Source organism: Microcystis sp. LE19-8.1F (assembly GCF_027531715.1).
Classification (GTDB): domain Bacteria; phylum Cyanobacteriota; class Cyanobacteriia; order Cyanobacteriales; family Microcystaceae; genus Microcystis; species Microcystis wesenbergii_A.
Map to the genome: position 1 here is coordinate 1 of NZ_JAPZSO010000015.1, position 20,251 is coordinate 20,251.

The window sequence follows — 20,251 nt, forward strand, 5'->3', positions numbered from 1 at the left end:
TAGCTGGTTATAATTAAATTAAAAATGGATTTTGCCTTTAATCCCCCCTTGATCCCCCCTTGATAAGGTAGGGTTGATTCATGAATCAACCCTACCCTTGATAACGGGGGTGTCTGATAATTTTTAACGCCTACCTACTTAGTATCAATCAAATACTGGTTTGGCTGTGTCATCTTGAACGCGATCGAAGTCTGAATCGTTGCCAACGTTGGGAATCTGGCATAGCACCTCTGCTAGGGATTTTCGTTGCGGTTGCAGCAAGGCTTTTTCTAAGATTTGGCGGTGTTCGGCTTCGGCACTGATCCCGTGTTGGCAGGCTCGCTTTTTGAGAGCTTTGACGATGGCTTCATCGATATTGCGGACGATTAAATCTGCCATAGACGACCTCCGTTTTATACAGATTACTCGAATTCACTTTAGCCCAATTTTCGCCAGAGTTGAGCGCTGAAGCGCAACAACAAACCTTGTAATCAAATCAGGTTCGTTGTTTTTTACTGCCGCTGCTGTTCCATCACTTCCCGCAAGATGTAGTTAATTTGTGTCTCATATCCTTTTCCTTGGGCTTTTAACCATTCTAAGATATCTTGATCTAGTTGGATGGTTAATTGCTGCTTTGATGGCGAAAAAGATACTGTTTCTTGGGTAAAGAATTCATCACCTAACGGCGGAATATCAGAATAATCGATATTCTCATCCGTCATCGCATCAATTCTCTTCAAGTCGCTTTTGATAGATTTTTTGCTCACGATTGTTTTACCTGGGAACGCTATGATCCAGAAACTGGGTTTGTCAAACAAACCCGGTTTCTTAAACCCCTCAGTTTCTTAAACAAAAAGCTAGGAGTAAGGTTTTATCATCGGTTGTTAACTTATTTAAATCCTCCCGCTCTAAAAATTCTTTGAGATCTTCCTGCAATGGCGTTTCTGTCTGTTGTAAATATTCCTCTAATGGCTGAAAAAAAGGCGGAAAAGGCTGCCAATTTTTATAATCGATCGATACCTTTTCCACTCCATCTGTCGCCACACAAATAAAGGCAACTGGCTCGGTTAAAACTTTTATTTGCATATCCTCCAAAGCATTACTAGAAATAACAAAAGTGGTTTCATTGATGTATTCCCCCTTGTCAGGCTGCAACAATAACTGATAATTTCCACCCAGAGGTTTGAAGACAATAAAACCATCTCCTATCTGCATCGCCGCTAACCGTTTTGAAGTAACCAAAACAACCAGTAAAGTTGTCGCTAGATCATTAATGTCTAACTGTTCTTTTTCGGTTTCTTCTTGGAGAATTTGCTGAACATAAGCCAACAGTCGCCGGAATATTTCCTCTAATTCTGCTTCAGTTTCAGTTGCCGCAAATGCTGTTTTTTTGAGATTTTCCTCTAAAAATTGCAGCGCTGCTTTAACTGTTATTTTCGCCCCCAAATCCGAACGTTTGGCACTACCGGCCCCATCGGCCACGGCTCCAATCAAAACATCCTGACCCAATAATTTATAAGCACCATAATCTTGACAGGGTAATCCCCCTTGCACATGAAAACTACCGATTACCGATTGACACAACGTTCTCCACATAATTAACTGTCCTCTAGGTGGTAATTTGTCCCCAATTCACTGGTGGTAAATCGATCGCCTCTCCAATTTTACCACCAGAAACTCGTTTCATTGAGTTACTTAACCACTGAAATAAATCCCGAAAATCTAACCCATTGAGTAACACGGGGGGATTATTAGAAATCTGTTTGAGCTTCTCCATATCAGCACCCTGAACACCTACAGAAAAAAATAAAACCCGATTTTCTGCTTCTCCTTGTTTTACCCGTTGCGCCGCCAGATTCCATTGATCCGTAGGCGCACCATCAGTAATTAAAAATATCCAGGGACGATAATATTGGATACCATAACTTTTATAAATCGCCTTACGATCTTCGATTAAATCTAAAGCCAATTCAATCGCTTCTCCCATGGGGGTTAAGTCTCCTGCGGTTAAAGTCGGTGGCGTAAATTGGTCAATCCCGACAAAATCTTGCACGGTTTTAACCCCTCCATTACCAAAGGTAACAATGGCGGTTTCTACACTCAACGTCGCTTGGGTATCCCGCATCACATCCTGCTGAAAGGTTTTGATACCATCATTGAGAGCCTTAATCGGTTCCCCTGACATTGAACCAGAGGTATCTAGTAGTAATACCACAGGACAGCGATTTTCCTGATTTTCGACAAATTCAGCCACACCAATCGGCATTTTTTGCAAGCCTCCTAATTTTTTGAACTGGGGGAACTATGGGTATCTTAGGAATTGGGATTATCTACTTTTTGTCCTATTATATTATCTCTGCCAGTCCCATCAGAAAAGACATCTTTCCCTTAAGCTGAACGCAGGATTTGAGGCTCTTCTCGACTTTGTGTGATAATTTGCGCTTATAGAATAGTGAAATGCTTATTGAGCAAGACTTCTAGGACTATTTTGCAGAAGAAACTCTCAGTATAGACCTCGTTCCCACACGGAAACGAGAAGAACCGGATTTGATTTTTGACTATTAGTCGCAGGGTTTGTTGCAATTCCTCGCGACTGTGAATTTCCTCCAGACGGTGAACGGGAACACCTTGATCGAAGAGAATTAAAGTAGGCAGACTACGCAGACGAAAACTATTAGCTAATTTAAAATTATTATCGGCATTGACACCGACTAATTGAATCGCACCTTGACAGTCATTTTGCCAAGACAAGAGGGTGGGTTGGATTAAACGACATAAACCACACCAGGGAGCCCAAAAATACACGAGGACGGGACGAGAAGACTCTAAAACTAGCTTGGGGAAGCTCTCTTCGTTGACAGATAGCATCATGTCTAAACCGATTTTATGAAAACTTAATTTTGATATAGAAACCATCTTACACCAATCGGGATCAACAGGAAAGGGGTTGGGAGCCAAATCACCAATAAATTTTACTTGTTGCTTGCATTAGCCAAGGATGCGCCCACCAGAGGAGTAAAATAAACCCTGTTACCCCTAGATAGGCAGGACGAAGGAATTCTTGCCATTTTAGGCTTTGCCGACCATCGATAATCGCTAAAAAGGGAACCACTGAGGTGCGTTCTTTGACCTTTAAAAATGCCTCTCCGTAACGGTTCTCTAACCGGCGATCGCCATGCCAGACAGCAAAAAGATGATGGGCAATTAAACCGAGGGAAGTTAATAGGGTAAAGCTTGTCCCTAACCAGAGGGTATGGGCAATACACCAGATCACCTGTCCTACCATCTGGGGATGACGGGTAACGCGCAGGATGCCGGTTTCGTAGAGATGAACCTGGGGTTTTTGGATAGCGGCGATCTCCAGCAGGTTAAAGGTGGCAGGATAGAGAAAGAAAAAAGAAATGGCCGAAAGTATCCAAACTAGGGTTTTAACTCCGGTTACTCCCTGCACTTGCCAGAGAAGCAAACCATCATAACGATGATTGAAGAAATAAACTACTAAAATTACCGCTAGAGGGATACTAACAAGGGCAAATAATACCCGATACAGTCGCGCACCGATGATAGCTTCTCCCCCCATTCGTAAACTGGCTAATCCGCTATGGGCGACAGCAAAACCCAGTAATAAACCTAACATGATCCAATGACTAGCAAATGCCACTTTTACCCTCTTGATTGACTAAAACCTTTCATAGTAACCGTTGGGGGGGTTGGGTTTTCTGCCTCAACCCAACCCATCTATCATATTACCCCCAACTCTGCCTGCTTCATCATTGACACTCCCGTCGCACTCATGCGAGGGATTCTTGGTTCCGCTGAGTTTCCTTAATCTGGCAGGACGTATCCAGCATTCGTCAGAGGGAATCTCCCCCCCGGGCGTCAAACGGCTTAATCTTTTTTCCGCCTTGCGATAGTATTGCGGTATCTCTACTGTTTCCCCATCACTGTTAGCGTAGAAAACTTTTAAACCTACATCCAATCCCACACATTTCTTTGTTGGTTCTAGAGGTTTTGCGTATTCCCGAATATCAACACTTAGACAGAATTGGACATAGTAACCATCCGCTCGTTTAACAATCCTAACTCGTTTAATTTGGTCTATAGGGTAAAAGTTCAGGTCTCTAGTTCCTTTCAGTTTAACCGTCCCAATATTTTTCTTATCCGTGAAAGTTATTTTCTTTCTCTCCTCTGATAATTTCCATCCAGAGTTTTTAGATTCCACAGAACGATTATTTTTCTGAAACTTGGGATAACCTTTTTTACCTTTAACCTTTTTCTTGCAATTGTCATAGAAACGGGCAATAGCTGACCAGGCCCGTTCGGCCGATGCTTGTCTAGCCGTAGAATTTAGAGTATCGACAAACTTGAACTGTTTGGCGAGAACTGCACAATATTTATTGAGAGAATATTTATCAATTTTGTCTTCTCTCTTGGCATCCATCCAAAGCCTTAAAGCCTTATTACGGATGAATTGTACTGTACGAATAGCTTCATCAATGGCAGAACACTGACTAGGCTTAAGCACGGCTTTCATTTCTAAGACAATCATTGTTTATCGACCTCAAACAATTTATTTTGTATTAAACTATACAGCACAGATTGTCAAGATTTTAGTTGACACTGAGCCTTGTCGAAGTGTCGTGCTTCGTGTCACTGAGCTTTTACATTGAGCCTTGACATTGAGCCTTGACATTGAGCCTTGACATTGAGCCTGTCGAAATGTGTCGAAATGTGTCGAAATGTGTCGAAATGTGTTGAAATGTGTCGAAATGTGTCGAAATGTGGACACTGAGCTTTTACATTGAGCGTGTCGAAATGTGTCGAAGTGCTGTGTTATATTGGTCGGGGTTTCATCCCGTCGCTAAAATCGAGGGTCTTCACCCCGACATTTGAGATAAAATATCAATATAGAACCCAGAGGTCAGAGATCTATGCTTAAGAACTCCCCAATCATTAGCGCATCCCCTGAGATTATGGGCGGCACTCCAGTGTTTACCGGTACTAGGGTTCCTGCTCAAACGCTACTGGACTATCTTAAGGCAGGAGAATCCATAGACGATTTCTTAGATGGATTTCCAACTGTCACCAGAGAGCAGGTCATCGCCTTACTGGAAGAGGCCGGGCAACGGGTTATTGGTATGACGGTATAGCATGAAGCTCCTGTTGGATGAGTGTATTGATCGCAAGCTTTCAAGAGAATTTCCTGGCTACGAAGTAAAAACAGTTCCGCAAATGGGATGGGCAGGAGTCAAGAACGGACAACTTCTTGCCCTTGCAGAGGCAGAGTTTGATATTTTCCTTACCGTTGATCGGAATCTCTCATTTCAACAGAATCTGCCACAGTTTGATATTGCGGTAATTGTTTTACAAGCACCCTCCAATCGTTTAGCTGATCTCAAACCTCTAGCACCTCAAGTTTTAGCTATTTTAGCTACCGTGGCTAAAGGACAAGCTACAGTGGTCAGTGCCTGAAAGTGTAGGTGAGCAATCTATTCTTGTGCCAGAAATTGTTAAACCAGGCTCTGTTTACTGGCGGGAATACATGATACCATTTGTCACAAGTAATGGCAGAGATGGTTAATTGCCCTCACCCCTAACCCCCCTTGCCCCCCCGACATCGGGGGGGCAAGGGGGGTAAGATACCTGCCAAGAATAAAGAAAAATGATATGAGCAAGGTGCGTTCCCCAAAATCGATCGGTGCAGTAGTAGTACTTGCATTAGGGAACGCACCCTAGGGCGATCACAATAGGAGGCAATGCGATCGCTATGAACCGGAGCTAAAACAAGCTACATCACGCGTAGTTTTGCCATCACTGGACGATGATCAGATACACCCAAAGGCAGTGTGATGACCTGATCAACCCTGACATTTTGGCTGACGAAAATGTGGTCAATGGGAATTTTTAGAGCTTGTTTCCAATGATCGAGATGGGATAGTGATCGCGCTTCGTCAGTATAAAACCAGGTTGGATTTAGTCCATGCCCTAGATTGACACTGCGTAATCCTGAGTTAATGATAAATTTGCGAAAATAAATCGACCAGGAGGTGAGGTTAAAGTCACCCATTATTACGGTCGTGATTGACTGCTGTGCTGCATAGTCTGCCAGGGCTACCATCGCCTGGTTACGATTGATAAAGTTAGGTATGAATATAGGGACAGGGGGATGGGCGACAACGACCCGAATCGGATGTCCTTTGACATTAACGCTGGCGAATAGGCTATGGTGGCGGGTTCCCAAGTTATCAGTCGTTGCTTCTGTAATAGGATAGCGGCTAAATAAACTCAGTCCGCCTCCCGTTGCGCGGTAATAGTAAGGATAAAGATCCTGCACATTGTCTAGTAGCTCTGCTGCCTGCTCCTTGAACGGTTCAACTAACCCGAATACATCTACGGGATTTGCCCGAACCAGGTCAGTCACGGCACTGGTCTCCCAGAGTTGGTAGTTGACGTTATAGGTCATTACAGTTAAGGGGATACCACCAGTTCTAGCATCTGACAACCTCGGAACATACCAGGTACCAATTGTGCTGGCATAAAACCCCAGTCCGACAGCTAACGTGATCATCAATTTCCGGCGCGAAGGGCGGAACCTGGGTAAAAACAGAGCCAACAGCAAGATCAAAGTCAAGCCCGCAAACCAAAGATAGCCTGTCCCCAAAATCTCAAAAAACCACAGCTTGTACCATACTCCAGGGGTGAAGCTGATTAGCAACAGGGTAAGTGCGATCAACCACAGCAAAATACTGGTCAGCATAACATCTATTGAAAATCCAATGGCTTTGTCACTGGGGACTAACTAGATATTATAGGTCAACTTTCCACACATCACCCCCAATACACATTTAAAAAAAAATCTTTCTGTATATTACTCTCAAATAGAGCGATCGCAAGAAACTTTCCCAATAACACGACAATAAGTCACCCCTTGTGCAACTATATTTTTAGTCTTGATTTACAAGGCTTTCAGAAATTATACCATTTTTCATCAGTAGGGTTTGCGGCAAAAAGTTTTTCGTGGGGGCAAGGGGGGGTAAGATACCTGCCAAGAATAAAGAAAAATGGTATTAGCAGAGATAAAGTATCCTCTGGAACCCTGATTCTGTCGTTTTTAGTTGCAGATCGCGTTAAGTCTGTTATGCCGATTGGGGCATTCTTTTATGAACCCTCCACCACTACCAGAGCAGCGTACTGCTACGCCGTGCCTTCGGCATCGCATTAATGCAACAAGTAGATGATCTATCCCCAATTAGCTGCTAATCTGACAGAGGATATTAGATTATCTGGACTTACACCCTCAATGAATGAGCAAGGTGCGTTCCCAACAATCTATCGGTGCAGTAGTAGGACTGACCTTAGGGAACGCACCCTAGGGCCATGGCGAGCGCACTGAAACAATCCACTACGAGAGCAGCAACTATTGTAGGTTGGGTTGACGCTAGGAAACCCAACCAAGAGTAACCTTTGGGGTGGTTGGGTTTCGCTTAAACAAGCGACTTGAGCTATTTTCGACCCAGTATTGTTGCGCTCAACCCAACCTACGAGGCTCACCTGGAAAGACTAGGCTCAACCGCCTTCAAGTAATCCTGAAAAATTTGGCGCGCGACCTTATGATCACCTTCTGGAGTCATGTCGCATAACCACCAGATGGGACTACTTTGATAACATCTCGGTTGATCTGTTGCAATTAATCGACCAAGGTGTTCGCAATTCCAGCCAGTCAAAGTGTACTCCCAGTCTGCAAAAACATGGAAAGCGTGTTTGAGTCGCTTAACTGTTTGAGCCGGCTTAAAAGCGATGTGGTCAATGTCAATTACAAGCTTTGCTTCTCTCTTTTCAAATGGACATAATCCACGACCTGTATCGAAGATGTGCAGATCTGACAAACCGATCCCATAATGCCAAAACGGATCGAATGGATTTTGCCAGTTGAGTAATCGCCCATATCGCTCACTTGAGGGATTAGCTAGGTAATCGATTTCTTCTATTGTCTTCTCAATCTGGTTCCGAGATAACGGCATAGATAAAAGGGAAATGGAACTTGTCAATTGGATGTGTTAGTTTTCAATGTTTGTTGCTGATCCAAACCTAACACTTTTGCAAAATGATATCACTATAGCAATAATCATACTCGTGAGGGACAGAAGTTATCACTTTGAGGTAACAGGGAAGTGGGGGAATGGGGGAATGGGGAAATAGGGGAATAGGGAAGTGGGGGAATGGGGACATGGGGAAATTCAACTAAAACCCTAAAACCCAATAGCCAACCGCCAAAACCTAAAGCTCAACAGTTAAACCCTAACAGCTAACGCACCGATCGAGCGATCAATTATCATAGAGACAGTAACAAATATTTATGAAACTTCATGCTTATTAATCGCCTTGGCATCGATCGCGGGAAAAAATTCCTTAAAGAGAGTATCTTGTTCGGAAATGACCCTAATCCCGAATTAATTGGCATTTTAGGGGTTTATTTTGTGCAGGGCATTCTCGGACTCTCCCGATTAGCGGTTAGCTTCTTTTTAAAGGACGATTTGGCCTTAAGTCCCTCCCAGATGGGGGCATTAATCGGAGTGGCGGCGATTCCTTGGGTGATTAAACCAGCTTTTGGCTTTCTTTCGGATGGTTTGCCTATTTTCGGCTATCGTCGTCGGCCCTACCTAATTTTATCGGGAATTCTCGGGGTTTTAGCTTGGTTGGCCCTAGCCACTGTGGTGGAGAATGCTTGGCAAGCTACGGCTGCGATCCTGCTTGGTTCCCTTTCTGTCACCATTAGTGATGTCATCGTCGATTCTTTGGTAGTAGAAAGAGCGCGCAAAGAGTCCTTCACTCAATCCGGTTCTCTACAGTCCTTAACTTGGGGAATATCGGCCCTAGGCGGCTTAATTACGGCTTATCTCGGTGGTTGGTTACTGGCACACCTCGGTACTCGTCCTGTCTTCGCTCTCACGGCTATTTTTCCCCTGATTGCCTCAGCCATGGCGTTTTTAATCACAGAGGAAAAAGTCAAGAATAATGATGATACACAATCCACGCCCAAAGTCAAGGAGCAAATCGGGCAATTATGGTCAGCAATTAGACAAAAATCAATTTTATTACCCACTGCCTTTATTTTTCTCTGGCAGGCTACCCCTAGCGCCGATTCTGCCTTTTTTTACTTCACCACCAACGAGTTAGGATTTGAACCGGAATTTTTAGGACGAGTGCGCTTAGTCACCAGTTTAGCCTCGATCCTGGGCATCTGGGTATATCAAAGGTTTTTAAAAGCGATTTCCTTTCGTTTAATTTTGGGTTGGAGTACGGTGATTTCTGCGCTTTTAGGGATGACTACCCTACTCTTAGTTACCCATACTAATCGAGCGCTCGGTATTGACGATCATTGGTTTAGTTTGGGGGATAGTCTCATCCTCACCGTCATGGGACAAATTGCCTTTTTACCCGTCTTAATTTTATCGGCCCGTCTTTGTCCCGTGGGCATTGAAGCATCTCTATTCGCTTTATTAATGTCTATCTGGAATATGTCAGGATTAGTTTCCCAAGAAATCGGCGCTTTATTAACCCATTGGTTGGGAGTCACCGAAACCAATTTTGATAACCTTTGGTTATTGGTAGTGATTACTAATCTCTCTACTCTCCTACCTTTACCCCTAATTAAATGGCTACCTTCTACGGATCCGCAATCTCAGGAAGTCAAGAAAACTTTTCCCCCCGCAGAAGTCTTTGAACATCATGTTACCGGTTCTTTAGCTGAACCAGGTTTTATTCCTGAACTTGTCCCCGAATTAATCGACACAAGAGATTGACAGTCCAGAAAACGGGTTTCTTTGAGAGAAAACGGGTTTCTTTGAGAGAAAACGGGTTTCTTTGAGAGAAAAGGGGTTTCTTTGAGAGAAAACGGGTTTCTTTGAGAAACCCGTTTTCTAGCTGCGCGACTACAAAATCCATATTTAACTCCATTCAAGTTTAATTTCTTCGACACTACGCATCAAGGCAGGAATCCGCACTTGGGTTGTCTTAATGACTTCTTCTATAAATCTTAGCAAGTCAGGAGAAATCATCGGTTGAGATTGAGCGGCACGAATTTCTAAGTTTGATAGCTGAGAAAACCGAGATTCTGCTTGGAGGGCAATTTCTGTGGGTTGCTCTAAACTGTCTAGGGTTTCTGCTGTTTCACCACAACGGTTTAAGATGGCAAATTCTACAGCTTTAGATTCGTCAACAATGTCTAATAGCCTATTTTTCAGATTGATGATCAGTTGTTTTGACTCTGGCGATAATTTTGCCATTTTTCTCAGCTTACCATACTGGCCAATCTACTGATTCCAGTCTAGCGCGAGTTAGCAATCCCTAGCGATCGCCTCTTATTCCAGAAAACGGGTTTCTCAAAGAAACCCGTTTTCTTCTCAAAGAAACCCGTTTTCTATGGCTGCCCTAATGGCGCCTAAATGCCGCTGCCGTTCCCAGTAAGCCTAGGGCCAGCAAACCTAAGCCAGAACTTGATTCAGGAACAGGAACAGTCTGGGCAAACCGGACTTCAGAGAGACCAATAGGCCCTGGTGCTGTCCAACCAACGAACCAATTGTTTGCTACATCAATTCTAGCATATTGGGCTTGAATTAAAGGAAAGGAAAAGATTGTCGCTGGTATGTTAGTTGCCGTACCTTCAGGTAGTGTTAGGGTTCCTGATACATAAACTGGACTGCTAAAGTCGGAGTTATTGGAGAGAATTAGTGTGAAATCCTTGATTCCGCGATCAGTAGCTGTGGTATTAAAAGCGTTGTAATTCCACAAAGCCAAGGTATCTAAGAACACAGAACTGCCAAAATCAAAATCAAGATTGACATCAGCAGGAGTCGTCCCGATTTCTAAACGTACTCCCCAGAAATTAGACAAATCGCTACCTGCGACGTGCTGTTGCTGCAAAGCGTTTCCAGGTCCAGTCAACCCATTGCCGTTGGCAGTGTTGACTAAGGCTCCAATCGTGGGAGTAGCAGTGCCTGCATTAAGCGTTAAGGTTGGAGTGGGATTGTAGATGATCGGCAGCGCTTGGACGGGGAGGACAGTCAGTCCAGCGATCGCGCTAACTGTGCCAGCGAAGACAACACCAGCCAGAGAGAGAGATTTGAAGTTAGTTGTAAAATTCATGGGCAATTTTGGGTAAATTCCACCAGCATTTTACCCCCCCCCCGATTTTGTCAAATATCGCTTTTTTAAGTCCAGAAAACGGGTTTCTCAAAGAAACCCGTTTTCTCAGTGCGATCGCTTGGGGAAGATCGGGTTTAGGATATTTGTAATGTTTGATACAAATCTCTCGATCATCTGTTCTTAAGATTAAGGCTGGTGTTGCTAATTGATCGGAAAAGAGGCCGGCGCAAGCAGATAAAAACCGCAGAGAAGCTTGTGCCGTGGGATCAAAATTATTAAGCGGAGAATAGCCTCTGACCGGAATTCAACATCAAAGTTAGTAGGAAACTTGTCATCGCCTAAGTAAAGTAACCCTTTATCCACGACACAACACAATAGGAAAAATACTTATGAGTTATGGAACCCGTGTTCAAGCTATCTCTCAAGTCACAGACCGTAAACCCCTACCGAGCAAAATTCCTCAACGTTTAGAGGCTCTGTGGGCAACCGATGTCTTTACCCTGAGCAAAATGCAGGCCAGTCTTCCGAAAGACGTATTCAAATCGGTCAAAAACACGATTTTAACCGGGGGAAAATTAGACGTTTCCATCGCCAGTACGGTAGCGGCAGCGATGAAGGATTGGGCCACGTCCAAAGGGGCGCTGTACTATGCCCACGTCTTCTATCCGATGACCAACGCCACCGCCGAAAAACACGATGGTTTTATCTCCGTGCAGAGCGACGGTTCGGTGATCACGGAATTTACGGGCAAAGTCTTAGTACAGGGAGAACCGGACGGGTCTTCCTTTCCTAACGGCGGCCTTCGCTCCACCTTTGAAGCGCGGGGTTACACCGCTTGGGATGTCACCAGTCCCGCCTACGTCATGGAGACGGATAATGGTGTAACCCTGTGTATTCCCACGGTTTTCATCTCTTGGACAGGAGAAGCCCTCGACAAAAAAACGCCGCTTTTACGTTCGATTTCATCGATGAGTAAAGCCGCCACCAGGGTGCTTAAGCTCTTAGGACATACGGAGGTCGCCCCCGTTAACTCCAGCTGCGGTGCTGAACAGGAATATTTCCTAGTCGATGCTCATTTTGCCCATAGTCGCCCCGATTTACTGCTCACCGGTCGCACCCTATTTGGTAAACCCGCCGCTAAGGGTCAACAGTTCGACGATCATTATTTTGGCGCGATTCCCGAACGGGTTCAGGTGTTTATGCAGGAAGTGGAGGAAAGAATGTATCGCCTCGGCATTCCGGCCAAAACCCGCCATAACGAAGTCGCCCCCGGACAGTTCGAGATTGCGCCCTTTTTCGAGGCTGCTAACGTGGCCAGTGACCATCAGCAGTTAATTATGACTTTGCTGAAAAGTACGGCTAAAAAACACGGTTTTGTTTGCCTACTGCATGAAAAACCCTTTGCGGGAATTAATGGTTCGGGAAAACACGTTAACTGGTCCGTCGGCAACGCTACCCAGGGTAATCTGTTGGATCCGGGCGATACTCCCCACGCTAATATGCAGTTTTTGTTATTCTGTGGGGCGGTGATTCGTGGCGTTCACAAGTACGGGCCGCTTTTACGCGCAGTGGTGGCTACCGCCAGCAATGATCACCGTTTGGGGGCAAATGAAGCTCCTCCCGCCATTATTTCGGTATATTTGGGCAGCCAGTTAGAAAAGGTATTCGACCAAATTAGCCAAGGCCGAATTGAGGGTTCTGATGCTCCGGGGTTGATGGATCTCGGTGTCGATACCCTGCCGGTATTCCCCAAGGATCCTGGCGATCGCAATCGTACCTCTCCTTTTGCTTTTACGGGCAATCGCTTTGAATTCCGCGCCGTGGGTTCTAATCAGTCAGTTTCTGGGCCGCTGGTGGCGATGAACACGATTCTAGCGGATTCCCTGACTTGGGTGGCGGATAACTTAGAAAGCCGGATGAAAGCCGGGGAAGACCTCAATACTGCCGCCCAGGGTGTTCTCAAGGAGATCATGGACAAACACAGAAATGTGATCTTCGGAGGTAACGGATATTCCCCGGAATGGCACAAAATGGCGGTAGAAGAGCGCGGTTTAGCGAATCTCCGCACCACTGCCGATGCTTTACCCGTGCTGAAAGCCGATTATATTGAAGAACTGTTTACCCGCATGGGTGTGTTTACCCCCGTTGAACTGGAAAGTCGTTTTGATGTCTATGCGGAACAGTATTTGCTGGCCATCGAAGTGGAGGCGGAACTGGTGGTAAGTATGGCTAAAACGATTATTTATCCCGCTGCTGTTCGCTACTTGTCGGAATTGTCTTTGGCGATCTCTAATGCGGCGGCGATCGGCATCGAGATCAATAAGGAAAACGCCCAAACCCTCTCGAATCTGATTAAGTTAATGATGGATAGCGTTGGCAAACTGAGTGAGGCCATGGCTAAAGACGATTTTGACTCGATCGAGGAACATATGCAGTATTCTGCTCAAACAATCCGTCCCTTGATGGATAAGGTGCGCGAATATGCCGACACACTGGAAGGGGAAGTGGCCGACAATTTCTGGCCGCTGCCTACCTATCAAGAAATGTTGTTTGTTAAATAACATGACGACAAGGAGGGGGTGAATAAGCTGAAAAAATGATTAGTCACCCCCTTCTTTTTAGCTGTTATCGAAACAACCCTGGGTGCATCTCATTTTTGCCCTCTCAAAAATTAATTATGCAAGAACTCTATAGTAGGGTTGATTCATGAATCAACCCTACCCAAACCCTAGAGCGCATTAGTTTTTCGGTGGGATGCTTACAGGCAGCTGCTGATATATCTGTAATAATTTAAGGGTCACTGATAATTGCTGATTGTCGGTATTTCTGCAAATGTGAGATGCACCCAACAACCCTTGTCTAAAACCTCGCCTTCTAGTCAGATTCTTCCCTCCTGCCTCCTGCCTTCGTTAGCTCTGGTAGTTTTAAGTTATGTTAAGAAAAGTAAATATAAATCTAAAACTACTATGGTACTAACTCCGACAATTGGCGAAAAATCCTATAATCGTCAGGATTGGCAAAAAGGCTATCAATCCCAACCTAACGAGTATGATTACGAGGTAGAAGACATCGAGGGGCAAATTCCCCCCGATTTACAGGGTACAGTCTTTAAAAACGGCCCCGGTTTACTCGATATCGCTGGCACTGCGATCGCTCATCCCTTCGATGGGGATGGTATGATCAGCGCGATTAGCTTCAACCATGGGCGCGTACATTATCGTAATCGTTTTGTTAAAACTGAGGGTTATCTCCAGGAACAGAAAGCGGGAAAACCCCTTTATCGCGGTGTTTTCGGCACGAAAAAACCGGGGGGAATTTTCGGCAATGCTTTTGATTTGCGTCTGAAAAATATTGCTAATACTAATGTTATCTACTGGGGTGATAAATTACTGGCACTTTGGGAAGCGGCCGAACCCCATCGCCTCGATGCTAAAACCCTTGATACTATTGGTTTAGACTATCTCGATGGTATCTTAGAAAAAGGCGATTCTTTTGCCGCTCATCCTCGCATCGATCCCGCTTGTATTTTCGATAATCATCAACCTTGTCTGGTAAATTTTGCCATTAAAACGGGTTTGTCTAGTTCAATTACTCTCTACGAAATTAGTCCCACGGGTAAGTTATTACGTCGTCATACCCACAGTATACCGGGCTTCTGTTTTATCCACGATTTTGTTATTACTCCCCACTACGCTATCTTTTTCCAAAACCCGGTTGGTTATAATCCTTTTCCCTTTCTTTTTGGGTTAAAAGGTGCGGGAGAATGCGTCATCAATCAACCGGACAAGTTAACTAAGATTATTATTATCTCCCGGGATCCTAACAAAAGAGAAGTGAAAGTTTTAGAAACTCCATCAGGTTTTGTCTTCCATCATAGCAATGCTTTTGAACAACTTGCCCCGAGCTACGTCGAAGGGGGGGAGAAAATTTATATTGATTCTATTTGTTATCAATCCTTACCACAACTGGATTCAAATAGCAGTTTTCAAGCGGTAGATTTTGATAGTTTAGCTCCCGGACATCTGTGGCGATTTACACTAAATTTATCAGAAAATACCGTTACAAGAGAATGTATTCTAGAGCATTGTTGTGAATTTCCCAGCATCAATCCGGCAAAAGTTGGTCGAGATTACCGTTATTTATACATCGCTGCCGCTCATCATGCCACCGGTAATGCTCCTTTGCAAGCAATCTTAAAACTGGACCTATTAACGGGAGAAAAACAATTACATTCTTTTGCTCCCCGGGGATTTGCGGGTGAGCCAGTTTTTGTGCCTAAACCCGATGGAATCGCTGAAGATGATGGTTGGTTATTGGTTGTCACTTACGATGCGGCTAGTCATCGATCGAATGGGGTAATCTTAGATGCTAAAGATATCACTAATTCCCTAGGGGTTATCCATCTTAAACATCATATTCCCTACGGGTTACACGGTAGTTGGACCAGACAATGTTTTTAAGTTAATTCCCTAGGGGTGGGTTTTCAATCCACCCTGACTAAACTTTACTCTTGAGAGCCTTCGACGCATTTTAAGCGCCTATCCTTAAATTAGCTGAATCTCCCCCCCTTGCCCCCCCGACATCGGGGGGGTTGGGGGGGCAAGGGGGGGGTGTTGCCTATTGCCTATTGCCTCTTGCCTCATCTCAACAAGTAATTTAATGCTTAACAGCTTATTCTTCTTGTAGTAGCCAAAAACCAGCGAAGGATTCCGATTCAGGGTTAGATTGAATGGCTAAAAAATGCAGATTATTGGCTTTTTGTTTAGCTTCTTCAAAGTTTTTAGCTTCGTTTAAAGTCTCGGCATTAGTGACGTTGACGAGAATCCAGCTATCACTAGCACCCGTTTCTAAACGTAGCAGAGGACGAGAACCAGTTTCTAACTTTAAATAGGCCATTTCTAACCCTGACATCCAACCAGCTAATGGTAAAGCGCGGGGAGAAAAAATAACTAAACCGGGGATTTTTAGATTCTCATCTAATCTCATCCCTAGTATAGGCAAATTTTCTCCGAAGCTAATATCCCAATCTTTTAAATCATTAAAAGAAGACAATTCTAGCGTAACAAAAGCCCATTTATCTGCCTTATCTCCCCGGACAGCATCGGGAAGGGGAACAGCATTTAAAGGAGGATAATTCACGGAAGCGGTTTTAGTTAAATTTTGATCATAACCAACTTCTTGAGGGTAGAAATTAACCATTCTTTCTTCTATCCATCTAGTGAGAGCATGAGTGCGACGACTAGGGGAAGCGGGAATACCGATATCCTCGCAAGCTTTGCTAATCATGTTATTCATCTGACGACGGAAAAAGCGAATTTTTTTGGGAGTTACCCCCGCTGCCTTGATAGCTGCAGTAATTGCTTCCCCTAACCATTGGGAATTAACCATCGTATTAGGACAATAACTGGCATATTTAAATAGTGTATCGGAGGAGCGATCGATTGTTGCCGGAGTTTCACAGATTAATAATTCCCATCTTTTTTTATTATTTTCATCCACCACCGGCCGCGAATAAAAATCAAGTTCCCAAATAGTCATATTTTTTTCAGTTATCAGTTATCAGTTATCAGTTATCAGTTATCAGATTTGAGTTTTCAGTGAACAATAAGTACCTAAGCAAAATTAATTACACATATCTAACCCCCCCTTGCCTCTTGCCTTTTGCCTTTTGCCTTTCTTCACTAGGAAATTTATTTTGCACGACTACTTATTAAGTGGCAAGTTCCGAGATTTCTTTTCACTGATTACTGTTTACTGTTTACTGCTCACTGAAAAATCCCCTATTCCCGACAACAGTACGAACGCGGTAGATAGGACGTTTTTGGGATTCATGGTAAGTCCGCATCAAAATTTCTGCCAAAAGACCAAAACAGAGTAATTGTACCCCGGTTAAAAAGAATAACACGGCCAGGATTAACAAAGGTCGATCGCCGATGTCTTGTCCGAAACCGAGTTTGAGAATAGTCAGATAAGTGCCTAAAATAATCCCCACTACCATGGATAACAGTCCGTAGAGTCCAAAAATGTGCATCGGACGGGTGAGGAACTTTTTCATAAAAAAGACAGTAAATAAGTCCATAATCACGCGAATTGTGCGACCTAAACCATATTTACTCTGTCCGAACCGTCTAGCGTGGTGATTAACGGGAATTTCGGTTATTTTTGCCCCTTCAATAAAAGCCAATGCGGGTAAAAAGCGATGTAATTCCCCGTAAAGATTCATATCGGCCACTAATTCGGCTCGATAGGCTTTCAAAGAACAACCGTAGTCGTGTAATTTGACCCCTGTTACCTTTGCTATTAGCCAATTAGCTATTTTTGAGGGTAAAAGCCGTTTTACCCGGTCATCTTGGCGATTTTTGCGCCAGCCACTCACGAGGTCATAACCTTCCTCTAATTTGGCCAATAATAGGGGTATATCATTGGGATCGTTCTGCAAATCGCCGTCAAGGGTAACGATGACCTGTCCCGCGGCATAATTAAATCCGGCAGCCATGGCGGGGGTTTGTCCGTAGTTGCGTCGCAATATTACCGCCTTGAGATCATCGCGATTTTTGGCTAAATTAGTTAAAACCTCGGTGGAACCGTCCTTAGAACCGTCGTCAACACAGATAATCTCGTAGTTAATTTGATAAGAACGCAAAATCGTGGCGATACTCTCCACGAGATGGGGGATACTGTCCACTTCGTTATAAATGGGAACCACTACCGATAAAGTCTGGATAGCAGCCTGCGGGTTTGGTTCATTGACACTGATGGACGGTGTAATCGGGGACATAGTTGACTGACGCGGGGACGTTTTGGGGCGATTGTATCACAATTCAGTGATCAGTTATCAGTTATCAGTTATCAGATGTGAGTTGTCAGTTCACTGATTACTGTTCACTGCTCCCTGCTCCCTGTTCCCCTTTCTCTGCTTGCTTTTTGGCTAAAATTGCCTGACGAAAACCTAGGACGACGAGAATATTGGAGAGGGTGAGGAAAAGTTCGGCGCTGCCGTGTAACCAATCGACGTTAGCTAATTCTTGACCATAGTGGATTTTGGCGTAGATACCGGCAGGAATGGTGATAAAAACGAAGATTAACAGCACATAAAAGCCAATTAGGGCTAAAAGGGGCATTTTTCCCGAACGAGTGATCAACCAGAGAAACCCCAGATAGGGAAACAGGGAAATGGCAAATAAACTCTCTTTATTCATTGTTAACGCTGATTTTACTGGAACGCCACAGCCACCAACCGGCAGCACAGAGGGTAAAATTTCCTAAGACAGTCATGGCTGCCTGTAGGGTGACTAACCAGGATAAGGCACTGATATTATCAAAAAAATGCCATGTACAGGCACACATTGCCCCAATTAAAGCGGGTAACATTCCCCAAGATAACATTCGCCACGATCGATCGCTACTGATGTCGCTATAGGTCCAGACTAACCAGATCGCCGCTATCCATTCTACGACACTCGATACATGAACTATCCACGTCGGTATTGATAAAGCATTCATTTTTTTTACAGGAGACAGTTATCAGTTATCAGTTATCAGTTATCAGTGGGTAAGTTATCAGTTATCAGATTTGAGTTTTAAGTGAGCAGTATTAAATAGAAGTTTCCTACTGTCTTTTCACTGATTACTGTTTACTGATCACTGATCACTAAAAATACTACCCATTTCCCGAAAAATTTTCTAGCCATTGAATTACCTGTTGACCTAAACTAACATTGTTTAATCGATCGATCTCGCGAATGCCAGTGGGACTGGTGACATTAACTTCGGTGAGGTAGCCACCAATCACATCTAATCCGACAAAATATAGGCCATCTTCTCGTAATTTTGGGGCTAAAGTGGCACAGATTTCTAATTCTCGATCTGTGATTTCTGTTTTTGCCACCCGTCCACCCACCGCCATATTACCGCGAAATTCCGAACCGGTGGGAATGCGATTAACTGCCCCGATGGGTTCACCATTGAGGACAATAATGCGTTTATCTCCTTCTTGGGCAGCTGGTAAATAATCTTGAATCATTACCGGTTCTTGTCCCCATTTTGTGCTAATTTCAATCATTGAATTGAGATTGCGATCTTCGGGACTAAGAAATAAAATTCCCTCCCCTGCTTTACCCCCTAAAGGTTTCATAACTGCCGCCCCTTTTTGGTTGACAAATTCCCTAATCGTTGCTTTATCTTGGGAAACAATTGTAGCGGGCATTACCTGAGCAAAGTGAATAGTATATAACTTTTCATTGGCATGGCGTAAACCCCTAGTTGAGTTAATTACTTGGGTTTTTTGGGGGTCGATCAGGTCTAATAAATAGGTGGCATAAAGATAGGCAATTGTCACGGGTGGGTCTTTTCGCATCCAGACAAAATCGAAGTTTTCTAAGCAGGTAAAAACTGTCTCTTGTCTTTGATACCATTGAGATACAGCCACCCAATGATTATCTTTTAACTCCACGGGAACCAGTTCAATTTTAGTTAGTTTTGCCCAAGCTTTTCCCGCAATCGCACTGAGATCCGTGATGGAAGTCATCCAGACTTCATGGCCTAATAATTGGGACGCTTCCATGATAGCTACACTGGTATCATGGCCCGGATCTAGATACTCGATCGGATCGATAATAAAGGCTAGTTTCATTAATAGTTTTTATCCTTAATTCTGCAACAGGGGAGCTAAACCACCACTTCTATCTAAAGCATAGATGTCATCGCAGCCCCCGATGTGTTGATCGTTTATAAAAATTTGTGGTACACTTGTACGACCATTGGCTCGATCGGACATTTTGGCTCGCGCTTGTTCATCACCATCGATACAATATTCGGTAAACTCCACTCCTTTTTTCTTGAGTAATGCTTTAGCGCGGATACAGAAAGGACAGGAACTCCAAGTATAGATCTCAACATTAGCGGCCATAAAATTTATCTTCCTTCTTTACATATCTTAAATTTTAGCCGATAAGTACCTAAGCAAAATTAATTACACATATCTAACCCTAAGTACAGGACAAAAATTGTAGGGAATGAAGAAAATCCCGATGATTAGGCAAAGAAGGGTTAAGAATCAGATGACGAAGATGGTCAAAACCTAAGCGAAAAAGACTCTTAGCACGACGACCGTGTTTCTTGAGGGGAA

General features: G+C 44.0%; 20 protein-coding genes and 3 pseudogenes. 5 read left to right on the forward strand and 18 right to left on the reverse strand.

The annotated features are described in order from the left end of the window. Window positions 1–144 precede the first annotated feature (144 nt). The 7 genes and pseudogenes from O9334_RS01955 to O9334_RS01985 all read right to left on the reverse strand — a co-directional run. Window positions 145–378 carry a FitA-like ribbon-helix-helix domain-containing protein gene (locus O9334_RS01955; RefSeq protein WP_287998940.1) on the reverse strand — a complete coding sequence of 78 codons (234 nt, stop codon included), beginning with the start codon at window positions 376–378 and terminating at the stop codon, window positions 145–147. Between the two features lie 113 nt (window positions 379–491). Continuing rightward, the gene (locus O9334_RS01960) at window positions 492–701 is read right to left on the reverse strand and encodes a BrnA antitoxin family protein (protein WP_190722787.1); all 210 of its coding nucleotides are present in this window, start codon (window positions 699–701) and stop codon (window positions 492–494) included. A 115-nt stretch (window positions 702–816) separates the two neighbouring features. After that, window positions 817–1,575: a PP2C family serine/threonine-protein phosphatase gene (locus tag O9334_RS01965; protein WP_045356219.1), complete on the reverse strand. Its 759-nt coding sequence runs from the start codon at window positions 1,573–1,575 to the stop codon at window positions 817–819. A 13-nt stretch (window positions 1,576–1,588) separates the two neighbouring features. Next, complete coding sequence (locus O9334_RS01970; protein WP_045356221.1) at window positions 1,589–2,245, reverse strand: vWA domain-containing protein; 657 nt, start codon at window positions 2,243–2,245, stop codon at window positions 1,589–1,591. A 278-nt stretch (window positions 2,246–2,523) separates the two neighbouring features. Then, window positions 2,524–2,850, reverse strand: a pseudogene (locus O9334_RS01975) (thioredoxin family protein); the annotation flags it as partial. A gap of 88 nt (window positions 2,851–2,938) precedes the next feature. Beyond that, window positions 2,939–3,640, reverse strand: coding sequence for an NnrU family protein (locus O9334_RS01980; protein WP_080754213.1), 702 nt, complete (start codon window positions 3,638–3,640; stop codon window positions 2,939–2,941). Between the two features lie 219 nt (window positions 3,641–3,859). Next, window positions 3,860–4,528, reverse strand: a pseudogene (locus tag O9334_RS01985) (RNA-guided endonuclease InsQ/TnpB family protein); the annotation flags it as partial. A 382-nt stretch (window positions 4,529–4,910) separates the two neighbouring features. Between O9334_RS01985 and O9334_RS01990 the strand changes: the two are divergent. Both O9334_RS01990 and O9334_RS01995 read left to right on the forward strand, forming a co-directional pair. Beyond that, entirely contained in the window at window positions 4,911–5,129 is a 219-nt protein-coding gene (locus tag O9334_RS01990; protein ID WP_190381170.1) for a DUF433 domain-containing protein, read from the forward strand. Between the two features lies 1 nt (window position 5,130). Then, window positions 5,131–5,451 carry a DUF5615 family PIN-like protein gene (locus O9334_RS01995; protein ID WP_045356227.1) on the forward strand — a complete coding sequence of 107 codons (321 nt, stop codon included), beginning with the start codon at window positions 5,131–5,133 and terminating at the stop codon, window positions 5,449–5,451. Window positions 5,452–5,767: 316 nt separating this feature from the next. Here O9334_RS01995 and O9334_RS02000 read toward each other — a convergent pair whose 3' ends face one another. Beyond that, entirely contained in the window at window positions 5,768–6,736 is a 969-nt protein-coding gene (locus O9334_RS02000; protein WP_238567719.1) for an endonuclease/exonuclease/phosphatase family protein, read from the reverse strand. Window positions 6,737–7,526: 790 nt separating this feature from the next. Further along, the gene (locus O9334_RS02005; protein WP_190381175.1) at window positions 7,527–8,000 is read right to left on the reverse strand and encodes a hypothetical protein; all 474 of its coding nucleotides are present in this window, start codon (window positions 7,998–8,000) and stop codon (window positions 7,527–7,529) included. A 345-nt stretch (window positions 8,001–8,345) separates the two neighbouring features. Here O9334_RS02005 and O9334_RS02010 point away from each other — a divergent pair, with 345 nt between their 5' ends. Next, the gene (locus O9334_RS02010) at window positions 8,346–9,782 is read left to right on the forward strand and encodes a folate/biopterin family MFS transporter (RefSeq protein WP_045356232.1); all 1,437 of its coding nucleotides are present in this window, start codon (window positions 8,346–8,348) and stop codon (window positions 9,780–9,782) included. A gap of 144 nt (window positions 9,783–9,926) precedes the next feature. Here the strand turns inward: O9334_RS02010 and O9334_RS02015 are convergent, their stop codons facing one another. Next, window positions 9,927–10,265 (reverse strand): hypothetical protein, encoded by a 339-nt coding sequence (locus O9334_RS02015; protein WP_045356237.1) that lies wholly within the window; start codon window positions 10,263–10,265, stop codon window positions 9,927–9,929. 145 nt (window positions 10,266–10,410) lie between these two features. Next, a complete protein-coding gene (locus O9334_RS02020; RefSeq protein WP_287998953.1) occupies window positions 10,411–11,124 on the reverse strand; it encodes a PEP-CTERM sorting domain-containing protein in 714 nt (237 codons plus the stop codon). A 389-nt stretch (window positions 11,125–11,513) separates the two neighbouring features. On the opposite strand from O9334_RS02020, the gene O9334_RS02025 reads away from it, so the two are divergent. Both O9334_RS02025 and O9334_RS02030 read left to right on the forward strand, forming a co-directional pair. Further along, on the forward strand, window positions 11,514–13,685 hold the full coding sequence (locus O9334_RS02025; protein WP_045356240.1) for a glutamine synthetase III family protein: 2,172 nt from the start codon (window positions 11,514–11,516) through the stop codon (window positions 13,683–13,685). 405 nt (window positions 13,686–14,090) lie between these two features. Then, window positions 14,091–15,584 (forward strand): carotenoid oxygenase family protein, encoded by a 1,494-nt coding sequence (locus O9334_RS02030; RefSeq protein WP_287998956.1) that lies wholly within the window; start codon window positions 14,091–14,093, stop codon window positions 15,582–15,584. Window positions 15,585–15,795: 211 nt separating this feature from the next. On the opposite strand, the gene O9334_RS02035 is transcribed toward O9334_RS02030, so the two are convergent. From O9334_RS02035 to O9334_RS02065, 7 genes and pseudogenes are all read right to left on the reverse strand, one after another. After that, the gene (locus O9334_RS02035) at window positions 15,796–16,662 is read right to left on the reverse strand and encodes a Tab2/Atab2 family RNA-binding protein (RefSeq protein WP_287998958.1); all 867 of its coding nucleotides are present in this window, start codon (window positions 16,660–16,662) and stop codon (window positions 15,796–15,798) included. A gap of 220 nt (window positions 16,663–16,882) precedes the next feature. After that, window positions 16,883–17,902: a glycosyltransferase gene (locus O9334_RS02040; protein ID WP_045356245.1), complete on the reverse strand. Its 1,020-nt coding sequence runs from the start codon at window positions 17,900–17,902 to the stop codon at window positions 16,883–16,885. Window positions 17,903–17,999: 97 nt separating this feature from the next. Further along, the gene (locus O9334_RS02045) at window positions 18,000–18,323 is read right to left on the reverse strand and encodes a DUF3593 domain-containing protein (protein WP_045356246.1); all 324 of its coding nucleotides are present in this window, start codon (window positions 18,321–18,323) and stop codon (window positions 18,000–18,002) included. Continuing rightward, window positions 18,316–18,627: a DUF2499 domain-containing protein gene (locus O9334_RS02050; RefSeq protein ID WP_002741768.1), complete on the reverse strand. Its 312-nt coding sequence runs from the start codon at window positions 18,625–18,627 to the stop codon at window positions 18,316–18,318. Before O9334_RS02050 ends, O9334_RS02045 begins: the two co-directional genes overlap by 8 nt. 157 nt (window positions 18,628–18,784) lie before the next feature. Beyond that, on the reverse strand, window positions 18,785–19,756 hold the full coding sequence (gshB, locus tag O9334_RS02055; RefSeq protein ID WP_287998961.1) for a glutathione synthase: 972 nt from the start codon (window positions 19,754–19,756) through the stop codon (window positions 18,785–18,787). Window positions 19,757–19,771: 15 nt separating this feature from the next. Further along, complete coding sequence (grxC, locus tag O9334_RS02060) at window positions 19,772–20,032, reverse strand: glutaredoxin 3 (RefSeq protein ID WP_002734665.1); 261 nt, start codon at window positions 20,030–20,032, stop codon at window positions 19,772–19,774. A gap of 79 nt (window positions 20,033–20,111) precedes the next feature. Next, window positions 20,112–20,251, reverse strand: a pseudogene (locus O9334_RS02065) (IS4 family transposase); the annotation flags it as partial.

What these genes read in the sequence shown, in the direction of transcription:
- O9334_RS01955 (WP_287998940.1), bottom strand. Translation starts at nt 378, where the DNA reads ATGGCAGATTTAATCGTCCGCAATATCGATGAAGCCATCGTCAAAGCT.
- O9334_RS01960 (WP_190722787.1), bottom strand. Translation starts at nt 701, where the DNA reads ATGACGGATGAGAATATCGATTATTCTGATATTCCGCCGTTAGGTGAT.
- O9334_RS01965 (WP_045356219.1), bottom strand. Translation starts at nt 1,575, where the DNA reads ATGTGGAGAACGTTGTGTCAATCGGTAATCGGTAGTTTTCATGTGCAA.
- O9334_RS01970 (WP_045356221.1), bottom strand. Translation starts at nt 2,245, where the DNA reads ATGCCGATTGGTGTGGCTGAATTTGTCGAAAATCAGGAAAATCGCTGT.
- O9334_RS01990 (WP_190381170.1), top strand. Translation starts at nt 4,911, where the DNA reads ATGCTTAAGAACTCCCCAATCATTAGCGCATCCCCTGAGATTATGGGC.
- O9334_RS01995 (WP_045356227.1), top strand. Translation starts at nt 5,131, where the DNA reads ATGAAGCTCCTGTTGGATGAGTGTATTGATCGCAAGCTTTCAAGAGAA.
- O9334_RS02000 (WP_238567719.1), bottom strand. Translation starts at nt 6,736, where the DNA reads ATGCTGACCAGTATTTTGCTGTGGTTGATCGCACTTACCCTGTTGCTA.
- O9334_RS02005 (WP_190381175.1), bottom strand. Translation starts at nt 8,000, where the DNA reads ATGCCGTTATCTCGGAACCAGATTGAGAAGACAATAGAAGAAATCGAT.
- O9334_RS02010 (WP_045356232.1), top strand. Translation starts at nt 8,346, where the DNA reads ATGCTTATTAATCGCCTTGGCATCGATCGCGGGAAAAAATTCCTTAAA.
- O9334_RS02015 (WP_045356237.1), bottom strand. Translation starts at nt 10,265, where the DNA reads ATGGCAAAATTATCGCCAGAGTCAAAACAACTGATCATCAATCTGAAA.
- O9334_RS02020 (WP_287998953.1), bottom strand. Translation starts at nt 11,124, where the DNA reads ATGAATTTTACAACTAACTTCAAATCTCTCTCTCTGGCTGGTGTTGTC.
- O9334_RS02025 (WP_045356240.1), top strand. Translation starts at nt 11,514, where the DNA reads ATGAGTTATGGAACCCGTGTTCAAGCTATCTCTCAAGTCACAGACCGT.
- O9334_RS02030 (WP_287998956.1), top strand. Translation starts at nt 14,091, where the DNA reads ATGGTACTAACTCCGACAATTGGCGAAAAATCCTATAATCGTCAGGAT.
- O9334_RS02035 (WP_287998958.1), bottom strand. Translation starts at nt 16,662, where the DNA reads ATGACTATTTGGGAACTTGATTTTTATTCGCGGCCGGTGGTGGATGAA.
- O9334_RS02040 (WP_045356245.1), bottom strand. Translation starts at nt 17,902, where the DNA reads ATGTCCCCGATTACACCGTCCATCAGTGTCAATGAACCAAACCCGCAG.
- O9334_RS02045 (WP_045356246.1), bottom strand. Translation starts at nt 18,323, where the DNA reads ATGAATAAAGAGAGTTTATTTGCCATTTCCCTGTTTCCCTATCTGGGG.
- O9334_RS02050 (WP_002741768.1), bottom strand. Translation starts at nt 18,627, where the DNA reads ATGAATGCTTTATCAATACCGACGTGGATAGTTCATGTATCGAGTGTC.
- gshB (WP_287998961.1), bottom strand. Translation starts at nt 19,756, where the DNA reads ATGAAACTAGCCTTTATTATCGATCCGATCGAGTATCTAGATCCGGGC.
- grxC (WP_002734665.1), bottom strand. Translation starts at nt 20,032, where the DNA reads ATGGCCGCTAATGTTGAGATCTATACTTGGAGTTCCTGTCCTTTCTGT.